Consider the following 17,698-nt stretch of genomic DNA (forward strand, 5'->3'; position numbering starts at 1 on the left):
CGGCGATCTCCTGCGCATTGCCGAGGCCCGGCGCGCGGGCGGGCATCAGCCCCCGATCAGTCCCGTTCGCGCCAGCAATTGCTTTGTGGAGGCGTCATACTCGGTAATCTCGCCATCCAAAATCCCCTTGGTCAGAACTTTTCCAAGTTCGACGCCCCATTGGTCAAAGGGATTGATGCCATACATCACGCTTTCGACAAAAACCTTGTGTTCTTGCAAGGCGATAAGCGCGCCAAGCGTTGACGGCGTCAGATCATCAAGAATGAGCGTTGCCGAAGGCCGACCACCCGGCATGGACTTGTGCGCGGCCAGTTCCGGCTCTTTTGCCGGGTCGACTCGCCGTCCATCAAGCAGGGCCGCGCCCTGGGCCGCCATATTGGCCGCCAGCGCCCGTTCGCGCGGATCCGCGCTGGCGAAATGCCGTCCGATCCCGATGAAATCGACAGGCACGATATCCTTGCCCTGGTGCAGCCACTGGAAAAAGGAGTGCTGGATTTCGGTGCCGCTGCCTCCCCAGACGAGGGCCCCGCCCGGTGTCTGGCCCGGCTGCCCGCTGGTGGTCACGGACTTGCCGAGGGATTCCATTTCCAGCTGCTGGAAATAGTCGGCCAGCTTGCCCAGCCGTGCCGAATAGGCGGCCACGCAACGGCTGGGATAGCGCAGGGCGACGCGATTCCAGACATCGATCAGCCCTTTGAGGATGGGCAAATTCTGTTCGATCGGCGCTTCCGCGAAATGCTTGTCCATCGCCTGGGCGCCATCGCGGAAAGCGGCGAACACGTCCGGCCCGAGCCCGATCTCCAGCGACAGGCCCACAGCCGACCAGACGGAATAACGCCCGCCCACCCAATCGGGGAAATCGAAGACGCGTTCCGGATCAATCCCGAAGGCCTTGGCCTTGTCCGGTGCCGCCGAAGCGGCGGCGAAATGCTCGCCCGCCTTGTCGGCGCCGATCTCGCCGGCCAGCCAGTCCCGGGCGGCTTCGCCCGACATCAGGGTTTCCTGAGTGGAGAAGGATTTGGAGGCGATGATGAAGAGCACGGCTTGCGGGTCGCAGCCGGCCACGGCGTGTTTCAGGTCAGACGGGTCCAGGCTGGCGACAAAGCGCATCTCCGGCCCGCCTTCGGCATGATCAGCCAGCGCGTCGGCAATCAGGCGCGGACCAAGATCCGATCCGCCAATGCCGATATTGACGACACGGGTGATCGTCTTGCCGGAAGGCTGGAAAGCGCCGCTGCGAACGGCTTCCGCAAAGGCACGGGTCTGGGCCTGGGTCCGGTCGACCAGTTCGGCTTCCGGCGAGCCGGGAATATTCGCGCCATGCCGGTAAGCCATGTGCAGGGCCGGACGGTGCTCGGTCCCGTTCACGATTCCGCCCGACAAGAGCGTGTCGCGCTTCTCTTCCAGGCCGGCATCGCGGGCCGCACCGATCAGCGCATCCAGCGCCGCCACATCCAGGCGCTGTTTGGTGGCATCGAACTCGATCCCCGCCACAGAGTGGATCAGGCGGTCAGAGCGGGCCTTGCCCGCATCCGCCAGCGTCCGCAGGCTTTCGGATTTCAAACGTTCGGCGTGATTGAGATTTTCAGTCGTCAGCACAGTGTCACCCAGCGCAAATCATTGGTAGCAGGAGCGTAAAGTTAGCGCTCCCACATGACAATCGCTCTACACCGTAGAAGTAGGCTTCTCTTCGGCGCCCACAGGCCCACACGACACTTCACCGGACATATCCGTACTGTGCAGCCCTGCCAGTTCGATCAAGCTGCCGACAAGATGATAGAGCGTACTTCCCGGCATGTTCGCTGATCGGCTCATCCCCTCGCTGTCAATTGCATCAGCCCATCCGCCCGCAACCGCTGGACCCAAATGGTGTTTGAGCAACCCTTCACAGGACAGCTCGAGCAACTCAGCCGCCAACGGGTTTCCTCGCTTCAGTTCAACAGAGGCTGCCCGCACCCATTCTGTCTGCATCCAAGTCCTGGAGCCCGCGTCGATTGGTTGCCCCGACGTATCCATAGACGTGTAGAGAAGTCCGGTCCTTGAATTTCGACCTCGTGCCATCGCATTGGCAAAAAGGGCTGCCCCAGCCTCGCCTGCCGACCAACCTGTCAAGCGCTCACACTCGGCCAACAACCAGACCCATTCGCAAAAATGCCCCGGCTCAAGAACATGTCCTTGTTGGGGATGAGGTAGCCAATCGTCGGTAAAAAACTCCAAAAGTTGGCCGCAATCGGATTGATAAAAAGTCCCATCGAACAGATTTCTCAGCCCGGCGATACGCGGCAAGAGATCTGGATCGTCAGTCGTTTCGTACAGCGCCATAAGCGCTTCCAGCAAATGCATGTGCGGATTCTGTCGGCGCGGTTGGAGAGGAGCGCCGATCCCCTCGATGAAACCACCTTGCTCGGACGCCATCTTCGTCTCAACAAAATCGAGGGTTTCAAAAGCAAGGTCACGGTAAGTAGAATCGCCACTCGCCTTGAACACCCAGGCGCAGGCGAGAATGATAAAGGCGTGATCATACAAATCCCGCCGCGCATCAATTACCTGCCCCTGATCATCCAGAAGGTGAGACCATCCGCCCATACCCCCTGCCTGCCAAGCATGTGCCTTGAGACGCTCCAGGCCTTCGACGGCTTGTTCAGTTTCATTCACCCAGCCCGCCAAGGTGCAGCGCGCAAAGACATAGCTCTGTCGGGCCTGCGCCCGGACCCGGCGCGGAATTCCGTTCAGCCCCCGTCCTGACATGTCCAGCGCTTCGAAAAAGCCACCATTCCGCGCGTCCCAGGCTCTCTCGGCCCAGAAAGGCACAACCTGGCACACCCCGTTTTCCAAAAGCTGCCTTGAGTTTTGCATCCTCTCCCCCGACAGGCTGCAGGCGCGGAAAGCTAGCCTAGGGCAGCCATGTCCTCATCGGAAACATCGAAGTTCGCGTAGACATTCTGGACGTCGTCGCAATCTTCCAGGGTTTCCATCATCTTCATCAGCGTGGCGACCTTGTCGCCGGTGACTTCGATGAGGTTCTGCGGACGCCAGATCAGTTTCGCAGACGCTGGGTCTTCGAACTGTTCAGCCAGCGCACCGACAACATCCATCAGGTCCTCGCGGGCCGTGAAGATGACGTGTTCGCCTTCATTGTCCTCATCGCCCTCTTCGGAGGCCACATCCTCGGCACCGGCCTCGATGGCAGCTTCCATCATCGTGTCTTCATCCGCCTTGGAGAGCGGGTAGCGGATCTCGCCGACATTATCGAACATGAAGGCGACCGAACCAGTTTCACCCATATTGCCGCCATTCTTGGCGAAGGCCGTGCGCACTTCGGCAGCCGCGCGATTGCGATTGTCGGTGGACACTTCGACGATCACGCCGACGCCGGCCGGGCCGAAGCCTTCATAGCGGATGTCCTCATAAGCCTCGCCATCACCGCCAGATGCCTTGTCGATGGCCCGCTGGATATTGTCCTTGGGCATGGACTGGCCCTTGGCGTTGGCGATCGCCAGACGCAGGCGCGGGTTCGCATCAGGGTCGGGACCACCCATTTTCGCGGCAATGGAAATTTCCTTGGACAGGCGCGAAAACAGTTTCGAGCGCAGCTTGTCCTGGCGCCCCTTACGGTGCTGGATATTGGCCCATTTGGAGTGTCCGGCCATGGTCGGGATCCCTCTTCCTGCGGATTCAAGGCGCCTTCAATACCCAGAATGCCCGCCCAAGGCCACTGGGCAAGGCAGATCGGCGACTGCGATCAGAGCAAGTCGAGACGACCATCATCCTTGAGGCGATTAACGATAGTCTTCACGTCCTGGCATTGCTGACGGTGTGTGACGAGAACAGAATCTTCTGTCGCCACGATCACCAAGTCTTCGACACCAATCACACCGACTTTCTGGCCGGATGAGAACACGTAGGAATTGTGCGCGTCGACAAGCTCGACATCACCACGCACGACATTCCCGTCCGAGTCCTTCTCTCCAATTTCCCAGAGCGCACCCCATGCGCCCACATCGGACCAACCAATATCTGCCGGAACAACAGCGGCCTGTTCGGTGGACTCCATAACGGCGTAGTCGAATGAAATAGACGGGCACGCTTCGAACGAAGCTGCGTCGAGCACCACCTGACGATCTTCCGTCACAGCCTTTTCCAGAGCTGCGCGACAGGCTTTGGCCACGCGTGGGCAGTGAATCTCCATTTCCCGACGAACGCTTGACGCCCCGAACAGGAAAATCCCGGCATTCCAGTAGTAACGACCGTCATCTAGGAATCCTTGCGCGGTTTCCCGATCGGGCTTTTCGGTGAAAGCCGATACCGTGAAACCGCCGCCAAGTGACTCTCCGCGACGAATATAGCCATAGCCCGTTTCCGGCCCATCAGGCATGATCCCGAAAGTTACAATATGTCCGCCCGCGGCCAGCTTGGCGGCTTCAGCGATAGCGTCATGGAAGGCTTCGACATTGCGAATATGGTGGTCCGCTGGCAGGAGCAGTATAAGGGCGTCATCCCCGTATTCCCGGACAACCAACTCAGCGGCGACGGCGGCAACTGGGGCAGTGTTCCGCCCCATCGGCTCGACAACGAAATGTGAGGGCATCACGCCCAGCGCCTCGAGCTGAAGCCGGGCCAGATCATGCTGAGTCTCGTTCAGCACGACCATGGATTCAGCAAAATCGAACGCGCCCGCCGAACCCGTCACACGAGCGACGGTTTCCTGCACCATACTCTGCTCAGTCACAAGCGCATGTAACTGTTTTGGATGCGTCTTCCGGGAGAGCGGCCACAGTCGCGTTCCAGATCCGCCCGACATGACTACAGGAACGATTTTGGTCACGGATTCCCCCTTAAAAACTTGTCAGGATTGTCCGAGGAGAGTCCGGGCAAATCAAGCGATCCCAGCACCAGCGCTTCGACTCATCCGCATGGGGATCATTGTCCTGCTCGCCACCTGCCGTAGCCAAAACTACATCTGGAGCGCGAAATATTGAGGCTCGTTCCGCGGCATCGGCGGAAACCCCCGCAGCGTGAGGAAAGACAGAAAGCTGCCGAGCAATTCGGCACTATCCGTTTGCACGATCCGAATGAAAGTCTGCTCTTCCTGCAGATGGGCGGTAAACACGCATGCTTTCGGCTCACTGATCGTGCCTTCGTCGCACAATCTGAGAAAATCGATCATGTGCTGATCAAACACCAGGGCTTCCTGCTCGTTCTCGAACCGAATGGTTTGCTTGAACATGCTTCCCCCAATCAGATTCCCGGAACCGGAAAACATACACCCCTAAAAGCCGCCTCGCGTCCTCCTGATTGAACGCAGAGCACGAACGTGCGGCGCCCATTCATCGAGCACCCAAGACCAAGAGCGGCGACAATCCTCGACCGCCACGCGATGTTAAACGAAACGTTAAACCCAGTTTGGGGTCGATCAAGCGATCAGGCACCGCGCCTTGACGGAATCATGACGCACCGCAACATTTTTGCCACATCTGGTCTTGATTTGATGTCAGGCGGGGATGGTTTCAGACAATTGGCCGCCGATCCGGATCGGCTCGGCCCGTACCGCCAGACCGGTCCGGTCGTCGGTTTCCACGAAAACACCGCTGAGTGTCGCCTCGCCCGTGGCCGGTTCGAAGCGGCCGGACCGCATGCGCGTGGTGAAGCGGCGCAGGGGCTCTTCCTTGTCCATGCCGATGACACTGTCATAGTCGCCACACATGCCGGCATCGGTCTGGTAGGCGGTACCGCCCGGCAGGACACGGGTATCGGACGTGGGGACATGGGTATGCGTGCCGACGACCAGGCTGGCCCGTCCGTCACAGAATACGCCCATCGCCATCTTTTCGCTGGTCGCCTCGCCGTGGAAATCGAGGATCACGGCATCAGCCACCTCGCCCAGCGGGGCCGAGCCCAGCTCGCGCTCGACCGCCGCGAAGGGGTCGTCCAGCGTCTCCATGAAGAGATTGCCCATGGCATTGATCACCAGAACCCGGCGGCCATCCGGCGTGTCGTAGAGATTGGCGCCCGCACCCGGCGTCGAGCCGACCGGGTAATTGGCCGGACGCAAGAGGCGTGGTTCGCGATCGATATAGGACAGGGCCTCGCGCTGGTCCCAGGCGTGATTGCCCAGGGTGAGCACATCCACGCCGACATCGAAGAGCTGGTTGCAGATCTTGGATGTGACGCCGAAACCGGCAGCGGCGTTCTCCGCATTGACCACCACAAAATCCAGCGACAGGCGTTTGCGCAGGTCCGGCAGATGGTTCTCGACGGCAGTCCGTCCGGTCTTGCCGACAATGTCTCCGAAAAAGGCCAGGCGCATGAGGCGTCAACTCCAAACTCACGAACCGGTGGATATGGCCCATCCGCCCCGCAAAGTCCAAGTCATAGCTGATAAGGCCGCCGCTCAGTCCGCACCGGGTGTGTAGTCGAGAATGGGTGCCAAGGCCCGTTCCGCCTCCGCCAGGGTCCAGCCCTTGCGGTCCGCGTAGTCTGCGACCTGATCCTTCAAGATGCGGCCGACCGCGAAATAAACGCTGTCTGGATGCGACAGATAGAGACCCGAGACAGACGAGGCCGGCGTCATGGCAAAGGAATTGGTCAGGCCAATCCCGGTCCGCTGGGTTGCCTCGAGCAGGTTGAACAGGGTGCGTTTTTCGGTGTGATCCGGCTGGGAGGGATAGCCCGGCGCCGGACGGATACCGGCATAGGCTTCCTCGATGAGTTCCTGATTGGAGAGGGCCTCGCCCGGCGCATAACCCCAGTATTCGCGGCGCACCTTTTCATGCAGCCATTCCGCGGCAGCCTCGGCGAGACGGTCGGAGAGGGCCTTGAACAGGATGGAGTTGTAGTCGTCCTTCTCGGCCTCGAAGCGGGCCAGAATGTCCGGATTATCCCCTGCCGTGACCGCAAACCCGCCGATCCAGTCCTCCACACCTTGTGGTGCCAGGAAGTCAAACTGGTTGAGATGCGGGTTGTCATTCGATTTGGCGGCCTGCTGGCGCAGACCATGGAAGGTCTCACGGATCGTCGTGCGGGTGTCATCGGTATAGAGGACCGCATCATCACCGACACGATTGGCCGGCCAGAAGCCAAACACGGCGCGCGGCTCCAGCCATTTTTCCTCAACGATGCGCGCCAGCATGGCCTGGGCATCGTCAAACAGGGACTTCGCCGCCGCGCCACGATGAGGGTCATCAAAAATGGCGGGATAGCTGCCCTTCAGCTCCCAGGTGAAGAAGAAGGGGGTCCAATCGATATAATCAACCAGGGTTTCCAAAGACGGGCGCAGATCCTGAACACCCAGCTGTGCCGGCCGCTTGGGTGTATAGGCCGACCAGTCGCAATCCCAAGCCTTTTTGCGGGCATCCTCCAGCGACAGACGGTTCTTGGCCGCTCGTGCCGCCAGCCGCCGCTCCCGGATCCTGGCCAGATCGGCTTTCACATCGGCAGCATAGGCATCGCGCTGATCGGAGAGGAGTTTGGACACCACACCAACGGCTCGGCTGGCATCGAGCACGTGGACAACGGGGGCCACGGAAATGGCTGGATCGATCTTCACAGCGGTATGAGCCGGCGACGTGGTCGCCCCGCCGATCAGAAGCGGGATATCGACCTGTTTGCGCTCCATTTCCGAAGCGACAAACACCATCTCATCCAGCGAGGGCGTAATCAGGCCGGACAGGCCGATAATGTCGGCCTTTTCCTTGCGCGCCGTCTCCAGAATGGTCTCACACGGCACCATCACGCCCAGATCGATGACTTCATAGCCATTACACTGCAGCACCACGCCGACGATATTCTTGCCGATATCGTGGACATCGCCCTTCACCGTCGCCATCACGACCTTGCCCGCAGAGGAATGGGTCTGGCCGGCCGCTTCCTTCTCTTCCTCCATGAAGGGGATGAGATGGGCGACAGCCTGTTTCATCACCCGGGCCGATTTGACGACCTGGGGCAGGAACATTTTGCCATCGCCGAACAGGTCGCCGACGACATTCATCCCGTCCATCAGCGGACCTTCGATGACATGAAGCGGCCGCTCGAAGGACTGACGCGCCTCTTCGGTATCCTCGACGATGAATTCATTGATGCCATGGACGAGGGCGTGGCGGATGCGATCGGCCACCGGCGCCTCGCGCCATTTCAGATCACGCTCCTTGGCCTTGCCGCCCCCCTGGCCGCGCCAGGCTTCGGCGGCTTCCAGCAGGCGGTCGGTCGCATCATCGCGGCGATTGAGGATGACGTCCTCGACCAGTTCGCGCAGTTCCGGCTCGATATCGTCATAGATGTCCAGCTGGCCCGCATTGACGATCCCCATATCCATGCCCGCCTTGATGGCGTGATAGAGGAAGACCGAGTGCATGGCCCGCCGAACCGGTTCATTGCCGCGGAAGGAGAAGGAGATGTTCGAGAGCCCGCCGGAGACGTGACAGCCCGGCAAGTTCTGACGGATGCGGCGCGTCGCCTCGATGAAGTCGACGGCGTAATTATTGTGCTCCTCGATCCCGGTCGCCACGGCGAAAATATTGGGATCGAAGATGATGTCTTCCGGCGGGAAACCGATCTCGTTGACGAGGATTTTGTAGGCCCGCTCGCAGATCTCGTATTTGCGATCCGCCGTATCCGCCTGCCCGGTCTCGTCAAAGGCCATCACGATCACCGCTGCGCCATAGGACAGACAGGCCTCAGCCTGCTGGCGGAAGATGGCTTCGCCTTCCTTCAGGCTGATCGAATTGACCACGGCCTTGCCCTGGACATTTTGCAGGCCGGCCTCGATCACCTCCCATTTGGAACTGTCGATCATGACCGGAACGCGCGCGACATCCGGCTCACCGGCAATCATGCGCAGGAAGGTGGTCATGGCCTCGACGCTGTCGAGCAGGCCCTCATCCATGTTCACATCGATGATCTGGGCACCATTCTCAACCTGTTGCCGGGCAACGGACACGGCCTCGGCATAATCACCCTCAGTGATGAGTTTGCGGAAACGGGCCGAGCCCGTGACATTCGTCCGCTCGCCGACATTGACGAAACTGGGTACCGATTGGGTCATGAAGTCCGGATCTCAGGCTGAGAGCTCAAAAGGTTCCAGGCCGGACAGGCGCATGGCGCGGTTCCGGCTGGCGGGGCGTCGCGGCTGCACGCCGGTCACGGATTGCGCAATGGCCCGGATATGGGCCGGCGTCGTGCCACAGCATCCACCAAGAATGTTCACCAGACCGTGCTCGGCCCATTCCGACACGAAGCCGGCGGTCTGGCCGGGCTGTTCGTCATACTCGCCCATATCATTGGGCAGGCCGGCATTGGGATAGGCGATGATGCGCGTGTCCGCCAGCCGGGCAATCTCGGCGATATAGGGCCGCATCTCCTCAGCCCCCAGCGCACAATTGAGACCGACAGCCCAGGGACGGGCATGGCGGACCGAATACCAGAAAGCCTCGGCCGTCTGGCCCGACAGGGTGCGGCCGGACCGGTCCGTGATCGTGCCGGAAATCATCACCGGGATGGTCTCTCCCGTCGCAGCCCGCAGATCCAGCAGCGCCTTGATCGCCGCCTTGGCATTGAGCGTGTCGAACACGGTTTCGATCAGGAAGAAATCGACAAACTCCGCCATTGCCGCAGCCTGGTCGTAATAGGCTTGGCGGACGGCCGCGAAATCAATGTCGCGGAAGCCCGGATCATTGACGTCCGGGGAGATGGACAAGGTCTTGTTGGTCGGGCCGATCGCGCCAGCCACCGCCCTCGGCGTGCCGGTCTTGGCTTCGAATTCGTCAGCCGCTTCACGCGCCAGGCGCGCGCCTTCACGCGCGATCTCGGCGGCCAGGTCCTGCATGTCGTAATCAGCCTGGGCGATCGTCGTCGCGGAGAAGGTATTGGTCTCGACAATGTCCGACCCGGCTTCGAAATAGGCCGTATGGATCGCCTTCACCGCATCGGGCGCAGTGAGATTGAGAATGTCGTTATTACCCTTGATGGGAGAGGGCCAGTCGGCAAATCGAGCGCCGCGATAGCCGTCCTCATCCAGTTTGAGATCCTGGATCTGGGTGCCCATCGCCCCGTCGAGGATGAGGACACGGTCCTGCGCCAAGGCTTCGAGAGCCGCAATTCGTTCCTGCCGGACCATGATCAGGCCGCCCGCGCGGTCTTCGGCTTGGCACCGAGAAGATGGCAGGTGGAAAGCGCCAGACCGGCGCGGTTGAGCGTGTAGAAGTGGAATTCGCGCACGCCCTGATCCGCCAGTTTCTGGCACAGTTCCGCGGCGACATTCGCGGTGATGAGCTCGCGGGTCTCCGCATCCTCGTCCAGGCCTTCATACAGATCGTGCAGCCAGGCCGGCAGGGTGGCACCGCACAGGCCCACAATCTTTGTCAGACCCTTAAAATTGGGCTGGAGCATGATGCCCGGCACGATCGGGATGGTGACCCCGCCAGCCCGCGCGCGTTCCAGGAAGGCGAAATAGATCTCCGGTTCGAAGAAGAATTGCGTGATCGCGCGGTCGGCTCCGGCATCCTGCTTGGCCTTGAGATAGCTGATCTCGGCGTCCCAGCCCTGGCTCTCCGGATGAAGTTCCGGATAGCAGGACACGGAGACCTCGAAACACTTGCCCAGTTCCGGACGGTGTGCCCGCAAACCGGCGACCAATTCCACTGAATTGCGGAAGCCGCCCGGATGGGGCTCAAAACGCGCGCCCATGCCTTCGGGCGGATCGCCACGCAGGGCGACGATGTGCTTCACACCGGCCTGCCAGTAATCCTCAGCCACGGCGAGGACTTCCTCCTTCGTGGCGGACACGCAGGTCAGATGGCCGGCCGGACGCAAATTGGTCTCCTGGGCAATCCGTTTGACCGTGTCGTGCGTACGTTCCCGTGTGGAGCCGCCGGCTCCGTAGGTGACAGAAACAAAGGCCGGGTCGATCGGCTCGAGGCGTTGCACGGTTTCCCAGAGACGCTCTTCCATCTTCTCCGACTTGGGCGGGAAGAATTCGAAGGAAACGGTCAGTCCGTTTTCATGGTCAAAGGTCTGGTCAACGGCACTCATGGCGCAATCCGGTGGCTTGTTTTCAAAAGGCTCTGCTCGAACCCGAGATAAACATTAAGACATAAAGATATCTTTATGTCATCGAAATTCCCAGTCCCGTCAATGCATTTTGGCTGCGCCTCTCGGGCGAAAGCCGAAGACGCTTGCATCTGAGCCGCGTATCTGGTCTACCCGGGCCACGATATAAAGCGATCTTTATATGAGGTTACGCCTGTGAGCAGACCATCTTATATCTTCACCTCTGAAAGCGTTTCCGAGGGCCATCCGGACAAGGTATGCGACCGTGTCTCCGACACGATTGTCGATCTCTTCCTGTCCAAGGACCCCGAAGCGCGTGTGGCCTGCGAAACGCTGACCACGACGAACCAGATCGTGCTGGCCGGTGAAGTGCGTTGTGCCGCCGAGATCAATGATGACGAGATCGAGCAGGCTGCTCGCGACGCCATCCGCGACATCGGCTATGAGCAGGACGGCTTCCATTGGCAGAAGTCCAACTTCCAGAACTTCCTGCACGAACAATCCGCCCATATCGCCCAGGGCGTCGATGCCTCCGGCAATAAGGATGAGGGTGCTGGCGACCAAGGCATCATGTTCGGCTATGCCTCGGACGAGACGCCGACCCTGATGCCGGCGCCGATCCAGTATTCCCACGAAATCCTCAAGCGCATGGCCGCGCTGCGCAAATCCGGCGAGCGCCCGGAGTTCGAGCCGGACGCCAAATCCCAGGTGACGCTGCGCTATGAGAATGGTGTGCCGGCCGGCGTGACTTCCGTGGTCGTGTCGACCCAGCACAAGGAAGGCCTGACCCAGGCCGACATCCGCGAACTGGTCCGTCCGGTCGTGCAGGGTGTGCTGCCGGAAGGCTGGTTCCCGCCGGAAGAGGAATTCTACGTCAACCCGACCGGGACCTTCGTGATCGGTGGCCCGGACGGCGATGCCGGCCTCACCGGCCGCAAGATCATCGTCGACACCTATGGCGGGGCGGCCCCGCATGGCGGCGGTGCCTTTTCGGGCAAGGACCCGACGAAGGTGGACCGCTCGGCGGCCTATGCCTGCCGCTATCTGGCCAAGAATGTGGTTGCGGCCGGCCTGTCCAAGCGCTGCACCATCCAGGTCTCCTATGCGATCGGCATTTCCAAACCGCTCTCGCTCTATGTGGACCTGCACGGCACCGGACAAATCGACGAGGCCAAGCTGGAAGACGCCCTGATGGACATGGTCGACCTGACACCGCGCGGTATCCGTACGCGGCTTCAGCTGAACCGTCCGATCTATGCGCGTACTGCGGCCTATGGCCATTTCGGCCGCACGCCGGACAGCGAAGGCGGCTTCTCCTGGGAGAAGACGGACCTCGCCGACGAGCTCCGCAAGCTCGTCTGATTTGAACATTTTCCGGGGCCGGTCTGACCGGCCCCGTCCATAAACAGCCCCCTAGACGACACAGAGGACCTGAAGGTCATGACGCAATTTGCTGCGGACAAGCCGTACATCGTGAAAGACATCTCGCTGGCCAAATGGGGCCGGACCGAGCTGGATATGGCCGAGATTGAAATGCCGGGCCTGATGGCCCTGCGCGAGGAATTCAAGGACAGCCAGCCGCTGAAGGGCGCCCGCATCGCCGGCTCCCTGCACATGACGGTTCAGACGGCCGTGCTGATCGAGACGCTCACCGCACTGGGCGCGGAAGTGCGCTGGGCCTCGTGCAACATCTTCTCCACCCAGGACCACGCCGCTGCCGCCATCGCCGAAACCGGCGTGCCGGTCTTCGCGACCAAGGGCGAGACGCTGGAAGAATACTGGGATTATGCCGACGCCATCTTCCATTGGCCGAACGGCGAAACCGCCAACATGATTCTGGATGATGGCGGCGATGCCACGCTCTACCTCATCCTGGGCGAAAAGGCCGAAGCTGACCCGTCCCTGCTGGACCATCCGAAGTCGGAAGAGGAAACCGCCCTCTTCGCGCAGATCAAGAAGCGCTTCGAAGCGACCCCGGGCTGGTTCACCCAGGCCAAGAACGCGATCAAGGGCGTGTCTGAAGAGACAACGACCGGCGTGATGCGCCTCTACCAGATGTCCAAGCGCGGCGAACTGCCCTTCCCGGCCATCAATGTGAATGACAGCGTCACCAAGTCGAAATTCGACAATCGCTATGGCTGCCGGGAAAGCCTGGTTGACGCCATCCGCCGCGGCACCGATGTGATGATGGCCGGCAAGAAAGCCCTGGTCTGCGGCTATGGCGATGTCGGCAAAGGTTCTGCGGAATCGCTGGCTGGTGCCGGTGCCCGCGTCTATGTCACCGAGATCGACCCGATCTGCGCCCTGCAGGCCTGCATGGATGGTTTCGAGGTTGTCCGCCTGGAAGACGTGGCCGGCGAGATGGACATTTTCGTCACCGCGACGGGCAATAAGGACATCATCACGGTCGACCATATGCGCGCCATGAAAGACATGGCGATCGTCTGCAATATCGGTCACTTCGACAATGAGATTCAGGTCGAGAGCCTGAAGAACTTCAACTGGACGAATGTGAAGCCGCAGGTCGATCTGGTCGAATTCCCGACCGGCAACCGCATCATTCTGCTGTCGGAAGGCCGCCTGGTGAATCTGGGCAATGCCACAGGCCACCCGTCCTTCGTGATGTCCTCCTCCTTCACCAACCAGACGCTGGCCCAGATCGAGCTCTGGACGAAGGGCGAGAACTACAAGAATGACGTCTACATCCTGCCCAAACATCTGGACGAGAAAGTCGCCCGCCTGCACCTCGACAAGTTGGGTGCCAAGCTGACGGAACTCTCCAGCGAGCAGGCCGACTATATCGGCGTGCCGCAGGCCGGTCCGTTCAAGGCCGAGCACTATCGCTACTAGGCGATACCGCATTGCGAACATGAAAAGGGCGCCTCAAGGGGCGCCCTTTTTCCATGCCGGCCTGCCGCGTTCAGCGATCAGGGGCCGCATTGATCCAGCCCAAGGCTTCGCCGAGATCCGTGAAGGCCTTGACGCGGCGGCCAGAGGAATGCGCCACCGTCGTGACGATCATGGACACGACGCCCTGATCCTCTTCGCGAGAGACAAAGGCGAGCCGCGCGCCTGGCCGCAGATCATCGACCAAGGCCTCAACATTGACGATGATCTCGACCGGTTCCGCCTGAATCTGGGCATTGAGGATATCGATCAGCGCGCCCTTGGCATTCTGGGCATTGGCCACACTTTTGAGATCAAGACGCGAGGCCTTGATCTCGGCCGCGTCGACGGGACCGTCATGAGTGAGCACGGAGGCATTATGCCCGGCTTCATGATGAACCTTGTAAACCATACCTGCCCACAAACCGCTTCAGTCGGGTTTCAATCTGATACCAAGAAATCCGCTATCCGTGACCACTGCGTCAAGGGCTTCATCGTGCGGATCGGCAGGAAGTGTCTCCAGAACCTGTTCCGTATAGGCCAAACCAATCGCCAGAACCGGCCCTTCCGCTCTCAAGCGTGCCAGCGTCCGGTCATAGAAGCCCTTGCCGAAACCCAGCCTTGTCCCCTGCAAGTCCGCCCCGACCAGAGGCACCAGGACGATGTCCGGTTGGACCATTGCCGCATCCCGCAAGGGCTCCTCGACACCGAATGCGCGACGCTCGAGCGGATCACCCGGCGCATAGGCATGAAAATCCAGGGCGGCCTCCCCCTCCCTCATGACCGGCAGCGCAAGCCGCGCCCCGGCTTCCAGAAGCGTTGTCATGAGCGGGGCCGGATCCATCTCCCCCGGCAGCGGCCGGTATCCGGCCACCACACGACCGCTGACGAGAAGACTGACCGGCCAGTGCATGACCAGTTGCGCCGCTGCATCCGGGCGCGCCCGGGCGGCTTCAAGCCGGGCTGCGACAAGGGACCGTCGCAGCTGGGATTTGCTGTCAGGAGAGGACAAGGTGTGGCGGCTCCACTTGCGCCGTCAGCGCGTGTGAATCCCCACAGACCCGACAAATCAGGTGGGCACCGCTTATCAGGGACCACGGTCCCAAACAGAGGCAGTTCCCTCGTGGAGAGTTACGGTCAGCGGGATTTACGCCCCAGTCGCACGCAGCAGATGACCGCCACATCCCTATGTGGCGCTTATCCGTGCGGTTCTCAAGCGCGGGCTTCTGCAAGATCTGCACTGGAGCTGACATCCGGGCCGGCATCGCTGCCTTCTTCCAGACTGTCGGCGAAGGCATCAAGCCGCTCGGCAATGCGCAGGACATGGCGGGCGAGACGGTCGCGGTCGGCCGCCTGGACGGACGCGCTGCCATTGCGTTCACGGCGCAATTGATCGACATGGGATTCCAGCGCCTCGACGCGGCGCTCGGCATCTTTCTGCTCGTCGACGAGCATCAGGGCGGCCATGAGCAAAAGGCGCAAATCGCCGATCTGGCCAACCTGGGATGCAATCGTGCTGACCCGACGGTCCAGCGTCTGGGCCAGTTCCTTGAGATAGGCTTCCTGCCCGTCTTCGCAGCCAATGGTGAATTCGCGGCCGTTGAGGATGACGGAGACTTTCGACATCAGTCGGCCTCCGCTTCCATCATCAGGCGCAAATCGCCGATGGCGCGGTCCAGCGCGTCGGAGGCGTCCTGGGCCGCTTCCTGAAGGGCGGCCTCCCGGCCCTGCGCTTCATCAAGCGCAGCCGCGAGACGCGAACGGTCATCATCGGCATCGCGGGACTGCGCCGCTTCCAGCTCAGCCCGTTCCGCGCGCGCACGCAATTGACCCGCCAGCCCTTCGACACGCGACATCGCCCCGTCGAGACGGGAGATCGCCGCCTGTAGCGGGTCCTCGGTGACATCAGAGCGCACGTTCATACGTCCAGAATCCACTGCGTCGCCCCAAAGTTCAAGCAAACTCTCAACTTCATCCACGGAGTGCCTGACTCTATGGCATATGAAACGGGTGAAAGAGGGCAGGAATGAGTCCGGCGCGCCGATTGGCGGAACAATGGACGCTGGCTGATTGACCTGAGCGGCTGCGCAGTCCAAACAGCGATATCGCCCGCAGCCGTTTTCTGACCGGATTCCTGATGTTCAGCCTGCCCGATTGGGCCTTTTATCCCATCGCCGCCGCCGCTTGCGCCGCCATGATTGCCGGCGCGCTGAGCCTGGGTGAATCCACCTACCGGACGCCGGAGGATATTCGCACGCAGGGCCTCACCTTCGAGGGTGACCGGCTCAATGGCGTGACGACGGGCAATGGTCTGACCGTCGAATTTCTGGCCGAGGGCGAGACCCAATTCCTGCGCATCCAGGCCGAACGTGGTCCTTTCGACGGCATCCAGTCCGCCGGTGCCTTCTTCGCCCTCACCCCGGATGAACTGACCGCCCTGTCCGGTCACCGCGTCCGCATCGTGATCCGCGCCCGCCAGGCCGGCACACAGCCGGCAGAAGGTTTGCGCGTCAATTTCTTCGTGCCGGGTATCGGGCAGGATTCCTGGCAGCGCGAAACCCTGTCAGGCGACTTCACAGAGATCGTCTTCGATTCCGCGCCGGAGCAGTGTGACTGGCAATTCGGCTATATCGGACTGTGGCCGGACTGGGCCTTTGAGGCGAACACGGTGGATGTTGTCAGCGTCGATCTCACCGCACTGGAACCGCTGAGCTGCTAGTCGGGCGTCACTGATTCCTTGTAGGAACGAATGTCTGGCTCGCGAGTCAGCAGCTGCCGGGATCGCCAGCTCATCATTCTGGCGACCTGCAGCACCGAAACCTTACGCTCTGCCTGCACAGCACGCCGCGCCCGCATGATCCGCGGCCAGTCCTTCAAGCCGTCCCAGATAGCGCGCGAAAACAGACCGAATTGCTTCGACTTCATCGCCGCAAACCACAGACAAAGCGTCGCGAAAGCATGAACGGGCAATAACAGCCAGAACAACCAACCAGGAACATCCTTCAAAAAGACCCAGAGCCGGTTTCGAACACCGTAATAGGTTGCGAAGTCTGACCGCCGACCGGATGATCCATATCCGGCATGATCGACCGCCGCATAGCGCAATTGAATCACGCGCTGCCCAGCCAGCCGGGCCCGAAAGGCCAGGTCCACATCCTCATTGTAACAAAAAAAGCTTTCATCAAACCCGTTCAGAGCCCGAAACAGGTCCGCCTTCACAAAGGCTGCCGCTCCGCAAGGCGCAAAAACCTCTCCTTCAATCGGCAACATTGACACCGGGCGCAGATAAGCGCCCCGATAGGCCAAGCCTGCCGCATGATAGACGTCACCCGCACCATCGAGCAGTTCCGGTTTTTCCGCACAATATTGCGTCGATCCGAACAGCGAAATCTCCGGGTATCTCTGTGTCGCGGCCCAAAGCTGTTCCAGCCAGTCCGGATGGGCAAAGGCATCCGGATTGAGCAGGGCCAACCACTCACCCTTGGCGCGTTCAGCGAGGCGGTTATTGCCCGCCGCATAGCCCAGGTTTTCCGGACTCTCGATGAACTCCACCCAGTCGGGCACCTCCCCGGCCTGGATGCGCTGCCCGTCCGGAGATCCGTTTTCCAGCAGGATGACCTCACGTGGCCTGACGGTCTGTGCCGACAGCGCTTCCAGGCAGCGCGGAAGCGTGTCCCGGCTGGCATAAGCCACGATCAGAACTGAAATATCGACCTGTTCAGGCACTTACATCCCCTGCATAGATTGGCAGCCTGTACGACCTAGCGTA

General features: G+C 60.9%; 17 protein-coding genes and 1 other RNA gene. 3 read left to right on the forward strand and 15 right to left on the reverse strand.

From position 1 onward, the window contains the following. Positions 1–45: 45 nt before the first annotated feature. The 9 genes from pgi to metF all read right to left on the reverse strand — a co-directional run bounded on the left by pgi (position 46) and on the right by metF (position 11,025). Positions 46–1,599, reverse strand: a complete 1,554-nt coding sequence (gene pgi / locus I0K07_RS12230) for a glucose-6-phosphate isomerase (RefSeq protein ID WP_203293821.1) — start codon at positions 1,597–1,599, stop codon at positions 46–48. A gap of 66 nt (positions 1,600–1,665) precedes the next feature. Continuing rightward, positions 1,666–2,811 (reverse strand): AGE family epimerase/isomerase, encoded by a 1,146-nt coding sequence (locus I0K07_RS12235; protein ID WP_203293823.1) that lies wholly within the window; start codon positions 2,809–2,811, stop codon positions 1,666–1,668. 77 nt (positions 2,812–2,888) lie between these two features. Further along, positions 2,889–3,650 carry a YebC/PmpR family DNA-binding transcriptional regulator gene (locus tag I0K07_RS12240; RefSeq protein ID WP_203293825.1) on the reverse strand — a complete coding sequence of 254 codons (762 nt, stop codon included), beginning with the start codon at positions 3,648–3,650 and terminating at the stop codon, positions 2,889–2,891. Between the two features lie 92 nt (positions 3,651–3,742). Further along, a complete protein-coding gene (locus tag I0K07_RS12245; protein WP_203293828.1) occupies positions 3,743–4,825 on the reverse strand; it encodes a mannose-1-phosphate guanylyltransferase/mannose-6-phosphate isomerase in 1,083 nt (360 codons plus the stop codon). A gap of 129 nt (positions 4,826–4,954) precedes the next feature. Then, the gene (locus I0K07_RS12250) at positions 4,955–5,227 is read right to left on the reverse strand and encodes a hypothetical protein (protein ID WP_203293830.1); all 273 of its coding nucleotides are present in this window, start codon (positions 5,225–5,227) and stop codon (positions 4,955–4,957) included. Between the two features lie 264 nt (positions 5,228–5,491). After that, a complete protein-coding gene (locus I0K07_RS12255) occupies positions 5,492–6,307 on the reverse strand; it encodes a TIGR00282 family metallophosphoesterase (RefSeq protein ID WP_203293832.1) in 816 nt (271 codons plus the stop codon). Between the two features lie 84 nt (positions 6,308–6,391). Next, positions 6,392–9,040: a methionine synthase gene (gene metH / locus I0K07_RS12260; protein ID WP_203293834.1), complete on the reverse strand. Its 2,649-nt coding sequence runs from the start codon at positions 9,038–9,040 to the stop codon at positions 6,392–6,394. Positions 9,041–9,052: 12 nt separating this feature from the next. Further along, complete coding sequence (locus I0K07_RS12265; protein WP_203293836.1) at positions 9,053–10,111, reverse strand: homocysteine S-methyltransferase family protein; 1,059 nt, start codon at positions 10,109–10,111, stop codon at positions 9,053–9,055. 2 nt (positions 10,112–10,113) lie between these two features. Beyond that, entirely contained in the window at positions 10,114–11,025 is a 912-nt protein-coding gene (gene metF / locus I0K07_RS12270) for a methylenetetrahydrofolate reductase [NAD(P)H] (protein WP_203293838.1), read from the reverse strand. 213 nt (positions 11,026–11,238) lie between these two features. On the opposite strand from metF, the gene metK reads away from it, so the two are divergent. Together metK and ahcY are read left to right on the forward strand one after the other, a co-directional pair. Continuing rightward, positions 11,239–12,405 (forward strand): methionine adenosyltransferase, encoded by a 1,167-nt coding sequence (gene metK, locus I0K07_RS12275; protein ID WP_203293840.1) that lies wholly within the window; start codon positions 11,239–11,241, stop codon positions 12,403–12,405. Positions 12,406–12,483: 78 nt separating this feature from the next. Beyond that, complete coding sequence (ahcY, locus tag I0K07_RS12280; protein ID WP_203293842.1) at positions 12,484–13,893, forward strand: adenosylhomocysteinase; 1,410 nt, start codon at positions 12,484–12,486, stop codon at positions 13,891–13,893. 70 nt (positions 13,894–13,963) lie between these two features. Here ahcY and I0K07_RS12285 read toward each other — a convergent pair whose 3' ends face one another. The 5 genes from I0K07_RS12285 to I0K07_RS12305 form a co-directional block, all read right to left on the reverse strand. Beyond that, positions 13,964–14,341: a hypothetical protein gene (locus I0K07_RS12285; RefSeq protein WP_203293844.1), complete on the reverse strand. Its 378-nt coding sequence runs from the start codon at positions 14,339–14,341 to the stop codon at positions 13,964–13,966. Positions 14,342–14,359: 18 nt separating this feature from the next. Continuing rightward, on the reverse strand, positions 14,360–14,941 hold the full coding sequence (locus I0K07_RS12290) for a 5-formyltetrahydrofolate cyclo-ligase (RefSeq protein ID WP_203293846.1): 582 nt from the start codon (positions 14,939–14,941) through the stop codon (positions 14,360–14,362). A 5-nt stretch (positions 14,942–14,946) separates the two neighbouring features. Further along, a non-coding RNA gene (gene ssrS, locus I0K07_RS12295) (6S RNA) lies at positions 14,947–15,106 on the reverse strand. A gap of 35 nt (positions 15,107–15,141) precedes the next feature. Then, the gene (locus I0K07_RS12300; protein WP_203293848.1) at positions 15,142–15,555 is read right to left on the reverse strand and encodes a cell division protein ZapA; all 414 of its coding nucleotides are present in this window, start codon (positions 15,553–15,555) and stop codon (positions 15,142–15,144) included. Continuing rightward, the gene (locus I0K07_RS12305) at positions 15,555–15,851 is read right to left on the reverse strand and encodes a DUF4164 family protein (RefSeq protein ID WP_203293850.1); all 297 of its coding nucleotides are present in this window, start codon (positions 15,849–15,851) and stop codon (positions 15,555–15,557) included. Before I0K07_RS12305 ends, I0K07_RS12300 begins: the two co-directional genes overlap by 1 nt. 215 nt (positions 15,852–16,066) lie before the next feature. On the opposite strand from I0K07_RS12305, the gene I0K07_RS12310 reads away from it, so the two are divergent. Further along, positions 16,067–16,648 carry a hypothetical protein gene (locus I0K07_RS12310; protein WP_203293852.1) on the forward strand — a complete coding sequence of 194 codons (582 nt, stop codon included), beginning with the start codon at positions 16,067–16,069 and terminating at the stop codon, positions 16,646–16,648. Here I0K07_RS12310 and I0K07_RS12315 read toward each other — a convergent pair. After that, positions 16,645–17,655, reverse strand: a complete 1,011-nt coding sequence (locus tag I0K07_RS12315) for a glycosyltransferase (protein ID WP_203293854.1) — start codon at positions 17,653–17,655, stop codon at positions 16,645–16,647. The genes I0K07_RS12310 and I0K07_RS12315 overlap by 4 nt on opposite strands. Positions 17,656–17,698: the final 43 nt, after the last annotated feature.

It is taken from the genome of Maricaulis parjimensis, assembly GCF_016817355.1.
Classification (GTDB): Bacteria; Pseudomonadota; Alphaproteobacteria; order Caulobacterales; family Maricaulaceae; genus Maricaulis; species Maricaulis parjimensis.